Annotated in this window: 13 protein-coding genes; all 13 read right to left on the reverse strand. The window is 67.0% G+C overall.

What is annotated here, in order from left to right; all coding sequences use genetic code 11:
- Positions 1–155: 155 nt before the first annotated feature.
- The 13 genes from ACYU8W_RS08435 to ACYU8W_RS08495 all read right to left on the reverse strand — a co-directional run bounded on the left by ACYU8W_RS08435 (position 156) and on the right by ACYU8W_RS08495 (position 14,795).
- Positions 156–1,238: a DivIVA domain-containing protein gene (locus tag ACYU8W_RS08435; RefSeq protein ID WP_499468230.1), complete on the reverse strand. Its 1,083-nt coding sequence runs from the start codon at positions 1,236–1,238 to the stop codon at positions 156–158.
- Positions 1,239–1,322: 84 nt separating this feature from the next.
- Positions 1,323–1,601, reverse strand: coding sequence for a YggT family protein (locus tag ACYU8W_RS08440; RefSeq protein WP_499468232.1), 279 nt, complete (start codon positions 1,599–1,601; stop codon positions 1,323–1,325).
- Between the two features lie 55 nt (positions 1,602–1,656).
- A complete protein-coding gene (locus ACYU8W_RS08445) occupies positions 1,657–2,166 on the reverse strand; it encodes a cell division protein SepF (RefSeq protein ID WP_499468234.1) in 510 nt (169 codons plus the stop codon).
- Between the two features lie 148 nt (positions 2,167–2,314).
- Positions 2,315–3,016, reverse strand: coding sequence for a YggS family pyridoxal phosphate-dependent enzyme (locus ACYU8W_RS08450; protein ID WP_499468236.1), 702 nt, complete (start codon positions 3,014–3,016; stop codon positions 2,315–2,317).
- Entirely contained in the window at positions 3,013–3,744 is a 732-nt protein-coding gene (gene pgeF, locus ACYU8W_RS08455) for a peptidoglycan editing factor PgeF (protein ID WP_499468238.1), read from the reverse strand. The genes ACYU8W_RS08450 and pgeF overlap by 4 nt, the downstream gene beginning before the upstream one ends.
- 9 nt (positions 3,745–3,753) lie before the next feature.
- Positions 3,754–5,151 (reverse strand): cell division protein FtsZ, encoded by a 1,398-nt coding sequence (gene ftsZ, locus ACYU8W_RS08460; protein WP_499468240.1) that lies wholly within the window; start codon positions 5,149–5,151, stop codon positions 3,754–3,756.
- Between the two features lie 116 nt (positions 5,152–5,267).
- Positions 5,268–6,716, reverse strand: coding sequence for a UDP-N-acetylmuramate--L-alanine ligase (gene murC / locus ACYU8W_RS08465; RefSeq protein ID WP_499468242.1), 1,449 nt, complete (start codon positions 6,714–6,716; stop codon positions 5,268–5,270).
- Positions 6,713–7,813: an undecaprenyldiphospho-muramoylpentapeptide beta-N-acetylglucosaminyltransferase gene (murG, locus tag ACYU8W_RS08470; protein WP_499468244.1), complete on the reverse strand. Its 1,101-nt coding sequence runs from the start codon at positions 7,811–7,813 to the stop codon at positions 6,713–6,715. Before murG ends, murC begins: the two co-directional genes overlap by 4 nt.
- A 4-nt stretch (positions 7,814–7,817) precedes the next feature.
- The gene (gene ftsW, locus ACYU8W_RS08475) at positions 7,818–9,059 is read right to left on the reverse strand and encodes a putative lipid II flippase FtsW (protein ID WP_499468246.1); all 1,242 of its coding nucleotides are present in this window, start codon (positions 9,057–9,059) and stop codon (positions 7,818–7,820) included.
- Between the two features lie 3 nt (positions 9,060–9,062).
- Complete coding sequence (murD, locus tag ACYU8W_RS08480; RefSeq protein WP_499468248.1) at positions 9,063–10,568, reverse strand: UDP-N-acetylmuramoyl-L-alanine--D-glutamate ligase; 1,506 nt, start codon at positions 10,566–10,568, stop codon at positions 9,063–9,065.
- Positions 10,565–11,641, reverse strand: coding sequence for a phospho-N-acetylmuramoyl-pentapeptide-transferase (mraY, locus tag ACYU8W_RS08485; RefSeq protein ID WP_499468250.1), 1,077 nt, complete (start codon positions 11,639–11,641; stop codon positions 10,565–10,567). The genes murD and mraY overlap by 4 nt, the downstream gene beginning before the upstream one ends.
- Positions 11,638–13,032: a UDP-N-acetylmuramoyl-tripeptide--D-alanyl-D-alanine ligase gene (locus ACYU8W_RS08490; RefSeq protein ID WP_499468252.1), complete on the reverse strand. Its 1,395-nt coding sequence runs from the start codon at positions 13,030–13,032 to the stop codon at positions 11,638–11,640. Before ACYU8W_RS08490 ends, mraY begins: the two co-directional genes overlap by 4 nt.
- Complete coding sequence (locus ACYU8W_RS08495; RefSeq protein WP_499468254.1) at positions 13,029–14,795, reverse strand: peptidoglycan D,D-transpeptidase FtsI family protein; 1,767 nt, start codon at positions 14,793–14,795, stop codon at positions 13,029–13,031. The genes ACYU8W_RS08490 and ACYU8W_RS08495 overlap by 4 nt, the downstream gene beginning before the upstream one ends.
- Positions 14,796–15,091: the final 296 nt, after the last annotated feature.

Raw genomic sequence — 15,091 nt, forward strand, 5'->3', positions numbered from 1 at the left:
CATCCGCCACACCGACGGATTGCCCGAGAATATGCGAATCACTCGCAGGTTTGGGGCCGAAACGCCAGAACATTGCGCGAATCCGGCTGGTACTGAACGCAAACAGGCAGCCACTCCGACGTGGAGTGGCTGCCCCTCGACGGACGGAGGACCAATCAGCCCTGTTTGTTGCCCTTGACGTCGTCGAGGCCGACGGTCTTGAGCTGGTCGAGCTGACCCTCGATGTAGCCGCGCAGCTTGCTGCGGTAGTCGCTCTCGAACCCGCGCAGCGATTCAATCTTCGCGTTCAGACCGTCGCGCTGTGAACCGAGATCGGTCAGCACTGAAGTGCGCTCGTCGGTCGCGGTCTTGATCAGGTCGTCGTGACGGGTCTGACCGGTGTTGATCAGTTCGTCATGGCGTGCCTGGCCGGTCTTGATCAGGTCGTCGTGCTTGGCCTGACCCGCGGAGACCAGTTCGTCGTGCTTGGCCTGACCGGTGGAGATGAACTCGTCGTACTTGCGCTGACCGGTCTTGATCAGGTCATCGCGCTTGGCGTTGGCCTCGCCGACCACCTTGTCGTGGTGGTTCTTGGCGTCGCTGATGAGCTTGTCGCGCGTGGTCTCCCCCTCGCGCACGTGCTCGTCGTGCAGCTTCTGGGCCAGCGCGATGACGCCGGCGGCTCCACCCGCTGCGCCACCGGCGAAACCGTGAGCGCCACCGTCGGGCTGCTGCGGTGCGGCAGCGGCGGCAGGCGCCTGAGCGGCGCGGTCCTTGGCGTCCTTCAGCTCCTGCTCGGCCTGCGCGACCTGTGCCCGCAACTCCTGCAGCTTCTTCTGCTCGGCCTGGGTGTCGCGCTGCGCCTCGGCGAGCTGTTCCCGGGCGGTCTTCAGACGGCCCTCGACATCCTTGAGCCCACGCTCGGCGTCGGCGACCTTCGCCGCCGCTGCCTGCGAGTCCTGCGACGGAGCGGATGAGGCCGGGGTGACGACCGGAGTCGCCTGCGTCGGCGCATCGGTGGACGCGGCCGGGACCGACGTCGCGGAATCGCTCTTACCGAGATTCGCCGGGCGACCGGTGGAACGACGGCAGTCGGCCAATTGGGCTGCGAGGTCTTCGTTCTCGGCGTTCAGCCGGCGCAACTCGACGACGATCTCGTCGAGGAAGTCGTCCACCTGAATCTCGTCATAGCCGCTCTTACCGAAGCCCTTCGGCTTGGTGAATTCCTTCTTGACTACGTCCTCAGGCGTCAACGCCATGTGGTCACCTCTTGGGGCCCATCAGGTCGATACGTGCGCACGCGGGACGGCACGACGAACCGACGATCGAAATTACGTCGCCGGTCAGCTTATGACACTGAGCAGCAAACTCACACTCAGCATGAGGACCAGGAATGCGAGGTCGAGCCGCACCTGCCCCAGACGCAGCGGCGGAATGACCTTGCGCAACGCCTTGAGCGGCGGGTCGGTCAGGGTGTAGACGCCCTCGGCGACCACCAGCACCGGACCCTTGGGACGCCACTCACGGGCGAAGACCTGGATCCAGTCGAACACCAGCCGAGCCAGCAGGACGATGAAGTACAGGTACAGAATCGTCGCGAGTACGGATCTCAGCTGTTCCACTTACCACTCCAGACGATTGCGGCGAGCCCCGGACAAGGCCCGCCACATCATCATCTCAGCTCTGGTTGAACAGACCGCGCGAGGCCTTGGCGTCGCTGCCCGTGGTGGCCACCTCGACGCCCGACGGCGACAGCAGGAAGACCTTCGCCGTCACGCGCTCGATGGTGCCGTGCAGACCGAAGACCAGACCGGCGGCGAAGTCGACCAAGCGCTTGGCGTCGGTGTCGTCCATGTCGGAGAGGTTCATGATGACCGGGATTCCGTTGCGGAAGCTTTCACCGATCTCCTTCGCCTCGTTGTAGGTGCGCGGGTGGATCGCGTTGATACGGCTCATGTCGCCTGCCTTGGGGTGCGCCGCGACCGCAGCGATGTTCTTACGCAAAGGAGTGACCGCAGCAGGCTGCGTCTCGACCTCGGGCTCGTGCTCGACGTCGAAACCCGAGTCGGAGTAGTCGTCGTAGCCGTCGTGGTTTTCGTGGCCGTACTCGTCGTATTCGTCCTTGTAGCGACGGTCTTCCTCGGCGAGTCCGAGGTACGCCATGGTCTTGCGCAGTGCGCCTGCCATCAGATGCTCCTTGAAGCGGTGAGCCGCTGGGTCGTCCGGTGTGGTCGCGGCTGACGCTACCGGCGCGGCGCACCGATGCCGTGGATTACCTACTGCGACACGCGGACACGACTTCGCATGCGCCCGGCGCAGGTCCCGGCCGGGCAGGTCAGAGGCTCGGGCGTGGCCCAAGAATCGCGCTGCCGACCCGGACGTGTGTCGCGCCGTGCTCGATCGCGGCTTCGAGGTCAGCGCTCATACCCGCGGAGATGCAGTCTGCCCCCGGGTGCACCGCCTGCACCGTGCCGGCGAGTTCAGCGAGCCGGGCAAATGCATCTCCGGCGTCGCCGCCGCGGGGCGCGACGGCCATGACCCCACGCAGGGTCAGGCGGTCGGCATCGGCGACCGACTGCGCCAGATCGAGCAGATCGTCGACCAGGACTCCCCCGCGTCCGGGGTCGGTGCCATCGAGGTCGACCTGCAACATGACGTCCACATCGCGTTCGTGGCGGGCTGCGCCCTTGGCCAGCGCGTCCACGATCTTCGCGCGGTCGACCGACTGGACGACGTCGGCATACGCCGACACGTGGCCGGCCTTGTTCGACTGCAACTGCCCGACGAAATGGACGCGCACGCTTTCACGTTCCGCAGCCGACAGGTCGGCCAGCTTCTGCGAGGCCTCCTGATCCTTGTTCTCACCGACGTGCTGAACGCCCAGATCGATCAATCGACGGACGTCGTCGACCGGGAAGTACTTGGTGATGACGACGAGGTCCACCTCGCCCGGGTCGCGACCGACCGACCGTGCGGCACCGGCGATGCGCCGCTGCACCGTCGTCAGGTTGTCGCGGAGTTCCGCCGAGCGGCTCATGCGGCGTTCCTGCGCAGCGCGACCACGCCGGCAAAGCGGCCGGCTCCGTGGTCACGGCGGTGGGAGAACAGATTCTGCTCCTCACGGGTGCACCCTGGCACCCAGTCGAGGGCCACCCCCAGATCGTGCAACTGCGAGACCACGCCACCGGCGACATCGATCGCGGCGGTGCCCGACCAACTCACCGCATGACTCGCCGGGAACTGCTGCGCTGCAACGCTTCTCATCTCGTCCGGCACTTCGTAGCAACGCCCGCACACCGACGGTCCGACGACGGCGCGCAGATCGGCGGCCCCGAGCGAACGCATCTTCTGCACGGTGTTCGGAACGACTCCCGCAACCATGCCCGGACGCCCGGCGTGCACCGCCGCGACAAGCGGGCGATCGGTGGCGTACAGCAACACCGGGGTGCAGTCGGCCACGAGCACGACGAGCGCTTGGTCGAAGTCGGCGCCGATCTGGGCGTCTGCGCTCGGCGCGGGGTCGCACGGCAGCACCGCAACATCCGCGCCGTGAACCTGCACCATGAAGTTCAGGGCGGATGCCGGTAGCTCGAGGGCGTCGGCCACTCGAGCGCGATTGGTCGCCACGGCATCCGCGTCGTCACCGACGTGTCCTGCGAGGTTCAGCGAACTCCATCCGCCGGTGCTCACGCCGCCGGCGACATCAGTGAACGCGAGGTCGACGAACCAGTCGCCGACCTCGCGTCGTTCACGCCACCAGAACAATGGCGGTGATCACTTCAGGAAGTCGGGAACGTCCAGGTCGTCGTCACCGTCGTCGAACGTCACCTCACGCGGCGGACGCGAGGTCGAGGACTGCTGGACGTGACCGGGCTGCTGGCGACCCTGACCATCCGGGCCCTGCCCTCCACCCTGCTGACCCGACTGCTGACCCGACTGCTGACCGTCACGCTGCTGGACCGAGTTGGCTCCGCCCTGCTGGCCACCCTGGCCGAACTGGGGACGCTGTCCGCCCTGCTGCGCGCCGCCGGACTGCTGACCCGCCGGGGTCGTGCCGGCCGCCTCGGCGGGTGACTGCACCCGCTGACCGCCCTGCTGACCCGACTGCTGGCCCGACTGCTGCGCGTTCTGCTGCCCGCCCTGCTGGCTCACCTGTCCCGGAGCCTGCCGCTGCGGCGAACCCTGGATCTGACCGAGCGCACGGTCGTCGGTGCGCTTCTGAGGAGCACCACCGTCGAAGCCGGCCGCGATGACGGTGACGCGCACCTCGTCGCCGAGGGCGTCGTCGATGACCGCACCGAAGATGATGTTGGCCTCCGGGTGAGCGGCTTCCTGCACCAGGCGTGCCGCCTCGTTGATCTCGAACAGACCCAGGTCGCTACCACCCTGGACCGACAGCAGCACGCCCTGCGCGCCGTCGATGCTGGCTTCGAGCAGCGGGCTGGAGATCGCGAACTCGGCGGCCTGGACCGCACGGTCCTCGCCGCGGGCCGAACCGATTCCCATCAGCGCGGAGCCCGCGCCCTGCATGACCGACTTCACGTCGGCGAAGTCGAGGTTGATCAGACCCGGGGTCGTGATCAGGTCGGTGATGCCCTGGACACCGGACAGCAACACCTGGTCGGCGCTGCGGAAGGCGTCGAGCATCGATACGTTGCGGTCGCTGATCGACAGCAGTCGGTCGTTCGGGATGACGATGAGGGTGTCGACCTCGTCACGCAGCGCGTTGATGCCGAGATCGGCCTGACCCGCTCGGCGGCGTCCTTCGAAGGTGAACGGGCGGGTGACCACACCGATGGTGAGCGCGCCGAGGTTCTTGGCGATCTTCGCGACGACCGGTGCACCACCGGTACCGGTGCCACCACCTTCGCCTGCGGTCACGAAGACCATGTCGGCACCCTTGAGGACCTCTTCGATCTCTTCCTGGTGGTCCTCGGCGGCCTTGCGACCGACCTCGGGGTCGGCGCCCGCGCCGAGCCCGCGGGTCAGCTCACGACCGACCTCGAGTTTCACGTCGGCGTCGCACATGAGCAATGCCTGCGCGTCGGTGTTGATCGCGATGAACTCGACGCCCTTGAGCCCCTGTTCGATCATCCGGTTCACGGCGTTCACCCCGCCGCCGCCGATGCCGACGACCTTGATGACTGCGAGGTAATTCTGCGGAGATGCCACGAACGTTGGCCTTCCTGTCGAGATCTATGGTCTTCAGTCGTTGGGCGACGTCATGCCACGGGCAACCCAAGGTACTTGCGCCGCATGTTACGCGTTCTCCTGGCCCGCCGCGACTGTCAAGTTCGACTTGACGTTGACTCGGCCAAACGCTCCAGGATCTGCGGTCCGAGTGCGGTGACGTCCCCGGCACCCACCGTGAGGACGAGGTCGCCCGGACGCGCCGTGGTGACGACGAGGTCGACCGTCTCCTGAGCCGAGTGCGTCCGGGTGCAGGGACGACGCATGGCCTGGGCGATGAGATCACTCGTCACACCCTCGACCGGCTGCTCGCGAGCCCCGTAGATGTTCATCAGCAGCACGACGTCAGCACCGTCGAGCGCCTCGGCCATACCGATCGCCTGGTCGCGAGTACGGCTGTACAGGTGCGGCTGGAAGACGACGATCAGTCGGCCGTCGCCACGCAGATGCCGACCGGTGCGCACGGCCGCCGCGAGCTTTCCCTGGTTGTGGGCGTAGTCGTCGACGACGCGAATGCCGCCGATCTCACCCTTGAGTTCGCACCGGCGCGACGTGCCCCGGAATGCCGCCACCGAAGCGACCGCATCAACCGGGTCGACACCGAACCCGTACACCAACGCAGCGACCACGCCGGCGGCGTTCTCAAGGTTGTGAAAACCCGGAACGTTGAGTTGAAGGTTATGCGCGTTTCCCGCGATATCCCACAGAAGGCAGCCGGCCGACCAGCCCTGCTCCGCGAGCTTCTCGATCCGGACGTCCGCGCCCTCCTGCGTGCCGTAGGTGAGCACCGTGCGTCCGTGGTCCCGGGCCCAGCGAGCAAGATCCGCGCTGCCCGGATCGTCTGCACAGCACACGATGAGGCCGTCCGGATCCGTGGTGAGGGCGAAGGCGCGGTACGCCTCGACCAGCCGCTCAGTGGTGCCGTAGAAGTCGAGGTGGTCGTCCTTGACGCTGGTGATGATCGCGACGCGCGGGTGGTAGACGACGAACGATCCGTCGCTCTCATCGGCCTCGACGACGAACTCTTGCCCTGCTCCGATTCCTGAATTCGCTCCGACACCGAGAACCTCGGCACCGATCGCGAACGACGGGTCACGCCCGAGGTCGCGCAGCGCTGCCGTGGCGATACCGGACGTGCTGGTCTTGCCGTTCGCCCCTGCGACGGCCAACGCGGATCGAGCCTCGAGCACCAACGCCAGACCCTGCGAACGGTGCAACACCGGCAGGCCGCGTCGACGGACCTCGGACAGTTCGGGGTTGTCCTCCTTGATCGCGGACGACACCACGACCAGCGTTCCGTCGGGCAACGCAGCAGCCGTGGCGGCCTCGTAGCCGATCGTGACCCCAATTCCTTCGGCCGCGAGTTTGTCCAGCACCGGCACCTCGGCATTGTCCGAGCCGCTGACCTCCAACCCGCGAGCACGCATCAGCCGTGCGACTCCGGACATGCCCGAGCCGCCGACGGCGATGAAATGCACGCGGTGAACCTCGTCGAGTGCCGGGAGCGGCGCGTCGAAGTCGAATCGCTCGTTGACGCCGTTGCTCACCTGTTCTCCTCCACCGACTCGGCGATCGCACGCTCGGCGAGGTCGACCAACGCGTCCGCGGCGCCGGCGTGCTGCTGTTCCCGCATGGCCGCACTCATGATCGAGAGCCGATCTGCGTCCGTGACGAGTCCGACCAGTTCGCTCTCGACCCACGAGCGGGTGAAATCGTCGTTGTCGATGAGCAGCGCTCCCCCGGCGGCGACGGTGTCGGCGGCATTCAGCTTCTGCTCACCGTTGCCGATCGGCAGCGGGACGTACACCGACGGCAGTCCCACCGCGCTCGTCTCGCAGACCATTCCCGCACCGGACCTGGTGACGACCAGGTCGGCGGCTGCGTAACAGAGGTCCATCCGGTCGGCATATTCGAGCACGGTGTACGGCGCCTTCGCCTCCGCGGCGTCGAAGCCCTTGCCACGCCCCGTGAGGTGAAGAACCTGGACGCCGGCTTCGGCGAGGGCGTCGCGCGCACCCCACACGGCTTCGTTCAACGAGAGGGCACCCAGCGATCCGCCGGTGACCAACAGCGTCGGCCGTTCGGCGTCCAGCCCGAACGTCTCACGAGCCTGACCTCGCAGTGCCGAGCGATCGAGTTCGGTGATCTCCCGGCGCAGCGGCAGTCCGATGACCTCGGCGCCGGGCAACGGAGTGCTGGAGAAGGTGGTGGCGACGTACGGCGTCATCCGGGCACCGAGCTTGTTGGCCAGGCCCGGACGGGCGTTCTGCTCATGGATGACGAAGGGCGTCCTGCGTCCGCGGGCAGCAAGATAGGCCGGCGTGCTGACGTGTCCGCCGAAACCGATGACCACCTGGGCGTCGCGTTCGTCGAGCAGATTGCGGGTGCGCTTGACGGCCTTGCGGAAGCTACCCGGGAAACGGACGGCAGCACCGTTCGGACGACGAGGGAACGCTACCTTCGGGATGAGGGTCAGGTCGTAGCCGCGCGCGGGCACGAGGTCTTCTTCCAGCCCACCTTCGCTGCCGAGCACTGAAATCTCGACCTGTGGGTGGCGGGCACGCAGCGCGTCCGCGGTGGCCAGCAGGGGCGACACATGGCCGGCGGTTCCACCGCCGGCCAGGACAACTCGTTCGATCGTCATGGGATCATCTTCCGCGTCGGCCGGTGGGCAGGATCGCCCGGGTGCGGCCTACCAGCTTCGGGCGTTGGGCGAGTGCCGCCTTGCATTCGGGTTCGTTGCGAGCGAACGACATCACCATGCCGAGCGCGAACAGGCTGGTGACCAACTGGGAGCCACCGGATGAAACCAGCGGCAACGGCACACCGATAACCGGCAGCAGTCCCAACACGGAGGCCATGTTGATCGTTGCCTGCACCAGGATCCACGCCATCACGCCGGTGGTCGCCAAGCGGACGAAGAAGTCCTTGCTGGTTGAGATCAGGCGGTAGCAGGCGTAACCGATGGCCAGGTAGAGGCACAGCACGGTCAACGTGCCGGGCAGGCCGAGTTCCTCGCCGAGGATGGCGAAGATGAAGTCGTTGTGGGCCTCGGCCATCCAACCCCACTTCTCTCGGCTGGCGCCCAGGCCGACTCCCCACCAGCCACCGTCGGCGAGGGCGTACTTGCCGTGCACCGGCTGCCAGCAGCCGTCCTGGAGGGCACCCTCGGAGCAGCCGCCGAGCCAGGTGCTGATCCGGCCCATACGGTTGCCGGAGGTCCATACCAACACGGTGGCCGTCGCAGCGGCGACGGCGAGGCTGATGCCGAAGATCCGCAGTTTGATTCCGGCGACGAAGAGCACCGAACCGAGGATCGCGGCCAGCACCAAGGTCGTGCCGAGGTCGTGACCACCCATCACCAGTGCCATGAAGCCCAGGCCGCACGGGAAGATCAACGGGATCACCACGTGCTTGAATTCCGCCAGCCGCTTGCGCTTCATCGTCAGCACGCCTGCAGCCAACAGCACCAGAGAGATCTTGCCGAACTCCGACGGCTGCATCCGGAAACCGGCGACCTCGATCCAGTTGGTATTGCCCATGACGCTGACACCCAACGGGCTGAACACCAGGAGTTGCAGCGCCATGGCGAGCAGGAAGGTCGGCCAGCCCAGGTGCCGCCAGACCTTCATCGGCATCCGCGCGGCCACCACGGCGCCGATCACACCGATCACCGCGAACATCGCCTGGCTCTTGAAGACGGTGAACGAGGAGCCGGACTGTTGGTAGGAGGTGACGCTCGAGGCGGACAGCACCATGATCAGACCGAGCACGGTCAGTCCGCTGGTCGCGCCGAGCAGCAGGTAGTACGGGGCCGTCGGCGACTCCATCCGCTGCAGCGTGGCACGCAGGTCGAAGCGCCCGGTGCCAGCCGGTGAGTGGGCGGTCATCGCTCAGTCGGTGTTCGCCAGCGTGCGTGCAGCGGCGGCGAAGGCTTCGCCGCGGGCACCGTACGAGGCGAACATGTCGAGCGACGCCGCAGCCGGCGAGAGCAGGACGACGTCGCCCGGGTATGCCAGGTCGGCAGCACGGCGCACAGCTTCGTCCATGACCTCAGTGTCGGTGCGATCGAGCACGACCACCGGAACATCCGGTGCGTGTCGCCTGATTGCCTGCGCGATCTGTTCCCGGTCGGCGCCGATGAGCACGGCAGCGCGCAGCCGAGAGGCGTTGTCGGCCACAAGGGCATCGACATCGGCTCCCTTGAGCTGACCACCGGCGACCCACACGATCGAATCGAAGGCACGCATCGCGGCCTCGGCGGCAGGCGGGTTGGTGGCCTTGGAGTCGTCGACGAAGCGCACGTCACCACGGGTCAGGACGTTCGCCATCCGGTGTGGCTGCGGCTGATAGGCGCGTAGTCCGTCACGCACGGCCAGCGGTCGAACGCCATACGCACGCGCCAGGGCGGCTGCGGCGAGAGCGTCCGAGACGTAGTGCGGCGCCGGCGGCTTGCCATCGCGTCCGAGGTCCTTGCGCTGACACAGTTCGGCGGCCTGGTGGGCTCGGTCCTCGACGAAGGCGCGGTCAGCAAGCACATCGTCCACGACCCCCAGCATCGAGGGGTGCGGCGTCTTGAGGGTGAATCCGACGGCGCGGCAACCCTCCACGACATCGGCGTCCTCCACGAGCTTCTCGGTGGTGGGGTCGTCGACGTTGTAGACGCACGCGACCTGGGTGCGGTCGAAGATGCGGCCTTTCTGCCTGCGGTACTTCTCGAAGGACCCGTGCCAGTCGATGTGGTCGGGAGCGACGTTGAGCAGGCAGGATGCATACGGGGAGATGCTGCGCGACCAATGCAACTGGAAGGTCGACAGTTCGACGGCGAGCACCTCGTAGGGCTGCGGATGCAGAACTGCTTCGAGGATCGGCAGCCCGACATTGCCGGCCGCGGTGGCCCGTAGACCGGCGGAGCGCAGGATCTGTTCGAGCATGGTCACCGCGGTGGTCTTGCCGTTGGTACCGGTGATCGTCAGCCATGGCGCCGCACTCTGTCGCGGTCGCATCCGCCAGGCGAGTTCGACCTCGCCCCAGACGGGGACGCCGCCCGCTGCGGCGGACCGCATGAACGGGTGATCCGGTCGGACGCCGGGCGAGGTGACGATCAGGTCGGTGCCTGCCGGTACCTGTTGCTGATGCTCGTTTCCCCAGCGGATCTCGGCACCGAGGATCTCCAGGATCTTGGCGCGCTCCTGCACGGTCCCGGACTCGTCGGTCGACAGGACCGTGACCTTCGCACCGCGTTTCAGCAGCGCATCGGCGGCGGCGTAACCCGACAGGCCGAGGCCCATCACGACGATGTCAAGGCCGGACCAATCGGCGTCGCGATGCGTGAGGTCACGCTCGCCCCCGCGGGGTTCGTACGAAGGGTCGACCGGCCAGAGCTGGTCGCCGGTCATCCGGCAACCCATTCGGCGTAGAACAGTCCGAGTCCGAGTGCCACGCAGAGCCCGGCGATGATCCAGAACCGGATCACGACCGTGACCTCGTTCCACCCGACCATCTCGAAGTGGTGATGCAACGGCGCCATCCGGAACACGCGTTTGCCGCGGGACTTGAACGACCCGACCTGGATGATCACCGACAGGGTCTCCAGCACGAACAGCCCGGCGAGAATCACGACGAGCAGCTCGGTGCGGGTCATGATCGCCAGACCGGCCAGCGCCCCGCCGAGCGCGAGCGAGCCGGTGTCGCCCATGAAGATCTTCGCGGGGGTGGCGTTCCACCACAGGAATCCGAAGCAGGCACCCATCACGCAGGCCGCCACCAGGGCAAGGTCGTGCGGGTCGCGGACGTCGTAACACTTGTTGCTGCCGATCGTTTCGCAGTTCTGGTTGAACTGCCAGATCGAGATCAGCACGTAGGCGGCGAACACCATCACGCTCGCGCCGGTGAGCAGTCCGTCGAGACCGTCGGTCAGGTTGGTGCCGTTGGAGGTGCCCGCGATGATGAGGTTCGCCCAGAGCACGAACAGCACCATGCCGACGCCGGTGCCGGCGAACGCCAGGTCGAACCAGGTGTCGCGCACGAAGGACACCTTGTAACTGGCCGGAGTACGTCCGCCGGTGTCGGGGAAGTTGAGGGCCAACAGCGCGAAGGAGACGCCGACGAAGGTCTGCGCGACCAGCTTCTGCCAGGCCCGCAACCCGAGTGAACGCTGGTTGCTGATCTTGATCCAGTCATCGGCGAACCCGACCGCGCCGAGGCCGACGATCAGGTACATCACCAGCAGTCCGGAGACGGTCGGCGGCGTCCACAACACGAGGTGCGCCAGGAAGTACCCGAGCACACAACCGACGATGATGACGGCGCCACCCATCGTGGGCGTGCCGCGCTTGGTGTGGTGCGTCGTGGGACCGTCGTCACGGATGAACTGTCCGTAGCCCTTACGGACGAGGAACTTGATGAACGCCGGAGTGCCGACCAGGCCGGTGGCGAGTGCGATCAACGCACCGATCAAGATGGCCTTCACGCCCTGGCACCCTTTCCGTCCGTGTCCACGAGCCGGTCGCCAAGGTAGCGCAGTCCGGAGTCACGGCTTGATTTCAGCAGGGCGATGTCGCCCGGCTTCAACGTACCGGTGAGCAACTGGAACGCGGCGTCGACGTCGTCGACGTGTTTGCACTCCACCCCTGCGGCCTGCGCGGCGCTGCCGATCGCGTCCGCGCCGGCACCGACGGTGATCAGCAGGTCGACGCCGAACTCGGCCGCCTTGCGTCCCACACCGGCGTGTTCTTCGGCCGATGATTCGCCGAGTTCGAGCATCTGACCCAGTACCGCGACCTTGCGACCGCAGGCCGTCATCGTGGACAGCGCGCGCAGGGCCGCAGCCATCGAGTCAGGATTGGCGTTGTAGGCGTCGTTGACGATCGTGACGCCGTTGCCGAGCTCGTGCACTTCCATCCGCCAGCGGCTGACCGCGGCGGCGTTCTCGAACACGGACACGATGTGGTCGGCGTCCACACCCAGATGGCGGGCGGCCGCGTAGACCGCGAGTGAGTTGCCGACGTGGTGTACCCCGAACAGTCCCAACCGGATTCGACGCGGCTCACCGTCGCCGACGAGTGTGTACGAGGCACGCGACTTGTCGTCGAGTTCGACGTCGACGGCACGCAGGTCGGCGTCCTCACCAGTACCGACCAGCAGGACCGGGGCCATGCTGCGGCTCTTCATCGCGGCGACGCGCGGGTCGTCGGCGTTCAGGACGGTCAGACCGTCTGCAGGGAGCGCCTCGACGAGCTCACCCTTGGTCTGCGCGATCGCCTCCACCGATCCGAACTCCCCCACGTGGGCGCGTCCGACATTGAGCACGATGCCGACCTGCGGCGGTGCGATCCGGGTGAGGTAGGCGATGTGCCCCACACCGTCGGCGCCCATCTCCGCGACGAGGTAGCGGGTACCCGTGCTGACGCGGCACACGGTGAGCGGCACCCCCATCTCGGAGTTGAACGAACCCTCGGGGACGACCGACTCCGCCAGCGGTGACAGCACCTGACCGAGAAGGTCCTTGGTGGACGTCTTGCCCGAGCTGCCGGTGATGCCGACGATCCGCAGGTCATCGGCACGATCGACGACGGCTCGTGCGAGGACGCCGAACGCGGTCTGTACGTCGTCGACGACGACCGTCGGCATGCCCTCGATCGCCCGGCTGCCCAGAGTCGCGACCGCGCCCGATTCGGCTGCCGCGGAAGCGAAGTCGTGGCCATCGGCGAACTCACCGACGCGTGCGACGTACAGGCTTCCCGGCTCGGCCAGACGTGAGTCGGAGATCACCGCGCCATCGACCCGGACATCGCCTGCGTCTGCCGGCTCCAACCGTCCGCCGACCGCGTCGGCGATCTGGCGCAGGGTCATTGTGATCATTGCTTCTCGCTCTTCGGTGGGACGTACTTCAGGTCGTACAGGGTCGGCTTGCTACTGCTGGGTGGAACGCGACCGTGACGCAGCGCGGCCTGCATCAACTGGGAGAACACCGGGGCGGCGATCTCACCGCCGTAGATACTCACCGCCTGCGGACGCTGCAGGGTCACCGACACGATGTACTGCGGCTTCTCCGCCGGCGCGAACCCGATGAACGAGGCCGTGTAACCGGCGTAGCGGCGGGTCTTCTCGTCGTACCGCTCTGCGGTACCGGTCTTGCCCGCGACGTTGTACCCCGGAACCGCCGCCTTCGGCGCGGTGCCCCCCTCGCCGACGACGGACTGCAGCATCCGGCTGACTTCACCGGCGACCTTCGGCGACACGACCTGAACGGCGACCCGGTCGTCCTGCGCAGCCGTGTAGCCACCGGATCCGTCGCCGACACCCTTCACCAGCTTGAGCGGCTCGCGGACGCCGCCGTTCGCGATCGTCTGGAACACCGAGACCTGCTGCATGGAGTTACCGCTGACGCCCTGCCCGAACATCACGGTGTACCGCGTGGGACCCTTCCACTTGTCGACCGGCGGAACATACCCGGAACTCTCTCCGGGGAATCGGACTCCGGTCGGAACGCCGAGACCGAACTTGTTCATGTAGCCCCGCAGCACCTGCGGCGACAACTTCTCCCCGACCTGGATCGTGCCGGTGTTGGAGGAGTCGGCGAGGATCCCCGCCGTCGTGTACTGCTCGGTGGGGTGCGGATGGGAGTCCTTGAACTTCTGGTCGGCACGCTCCAACTGGTAGGGCACGGTGAACACCGACTGCGGGGTCACCTTGCCTTCTTCGAGCGCAGCAGCCATCGTGATCACCTTGCTGGTCGAACCCGGCTCGTAGGCGTCGGCGAATGGGCGCGACAGCAGTGAACCCTTGGCCGAGGCGATCTGGTTGTTGTCGAAGCTGGGATAACTGGCGACCGCGACGATGTTGCCCTTGACGTCGGTCACGACAGCCTCACCCGACAGCGACTTGGTGCTCTTCACCTGTGCGGCGATGAGGTTCTGCGCCGTCCACTGCAGGTCGTTGTTGATCGTGAGTTGCACCGGCTTGCCGTCGACGGCAGGCGTGTCGGAATTGTCGGCGGTCGCGATCACGGTGCCGTCGGCCGCGCGTTCGTACACATGCGTGCCCGGCTTGCCGTTGAGTCGGCGGTTCTGCATCGCCTCGATGCCACCGCCGGGGCTGCCGTCGGCTCCCACCCACCCGACGAGCGGCGCGACCGATGTGCCCTGCGGGTACTCGCGCTTGACCGTTCGTTCGCTGAAGATGCCGGGGATGCGCAGATCGCTGACCTGCGTCCACTGCTGCGGCGAGACGTCCTTGACCAGGTAAAGGAAACGCCGATTCTGCGTCTCGGCACGCTGCAAGGAGGAGCTGAGGGCTGCGGGATCGGCACCGACGATCGCCGCGATCGCCTCCGCGGCGCCCTTGAGTCCCATCTTCGTCTTCTTCACGCTGCCGTCAGGCTGCCGGTCACGCTTGACCCAGGTCGAAGCGGCCAACGGGTCGGCGGTGATGTTGCGTCGTTCGACAGACCTGGCCAGCGTGATGCCGTCGGCATCCACCACCTCGCCTCGCATGGCGGGAATCGTCACCCGATTGGCGCGTTCGGAGAAAGCCTGCTGCGACACCGAGGCTGCGTCGAGACCCTGAACCCGCAGCAACTGAGCGGCGAACACGGTGAAGATCATCGCGAACGCGACCAGCAACGCGCGAGCGCGACGACGCGGGTGTCCCAGACCGAGCTGGACCGGAAGACGCGGCCTGGAGCGGCCGGAGCCACCGGTCTGCGGACGGGGAGCGGCGCTCGATCCGGCGCGCGGACGAGCGGTGGAACCACTGCTGCGACGACCGGCGCGTGCGGCCGCCAGGTCGATCGTGGGCGAGGGACGTGAGGAGTCCCCGGAAGTCCTGCCCGCCGGTCGCGGCGGCCGGGTCGGGCGACCTGCCGTCCGCGGGTTCGAGGACCTGCGCGTGGACGATGACGTGCTGGATGACGTGCTGG

The sequence above is a fragment of the Yimella radicis genome (genome assembly GCF_054778255.1).

Excerpts from the sequence above, each read along its gene's own strand:
- murG (WP_499468244.1), bottom strand. The coding sequence starts at position 7,813 with ATGACGATCGAACGAGTTGTCCTGGCCGGCGGTGGAACCGCCGGCCAT.
- ftsW (WP_499468246.1), bottom strand. The coding sequence starts at position 9,059 with ATGACCGCCCACTCACCGGCTGGCACCGGGCGCTTCGACCTGCGTGCC.
- ACYU8W_RS08450 (WP_499468236.1), bottom strand. The coding sequence starts at position 3,016 with ATGAGCCGCTCGGCGGAACTCCGCGACAACCTGACGACGGTGCAGCGG.
- ACYU8W_RS08435 (WP_499468230.1), bottom strand. The coding sequence starts at position 1,238 with ATGGCGTTGACGCCTGAGGACGTAGTCAAGAAGGAATTCACCAAGCCG.
- ACYU8W_RS08490 (WP_499468252.1), bottom strand. The coding sequence starts at position 13,032 with ATGATCACAATGACCCTGCGCCAGATCGCCGACGCGGTCGGCGGACGG.
- murD (WP_499468248.1), bottom strand. The coding sequence starts at position 10,568 with ATGACCGGCGACCAGCTCTGGCCGGTCGACCCTTCGTACGAACCCCGC.
- ACYU8W_RS08445 (WP_499468234.1), bottom strand. The coding sequence starts at position 2,166 with ATGGCAGGCGCACTGCGCAAGACCATGGCGTACCTCGGACTCGCCGAG.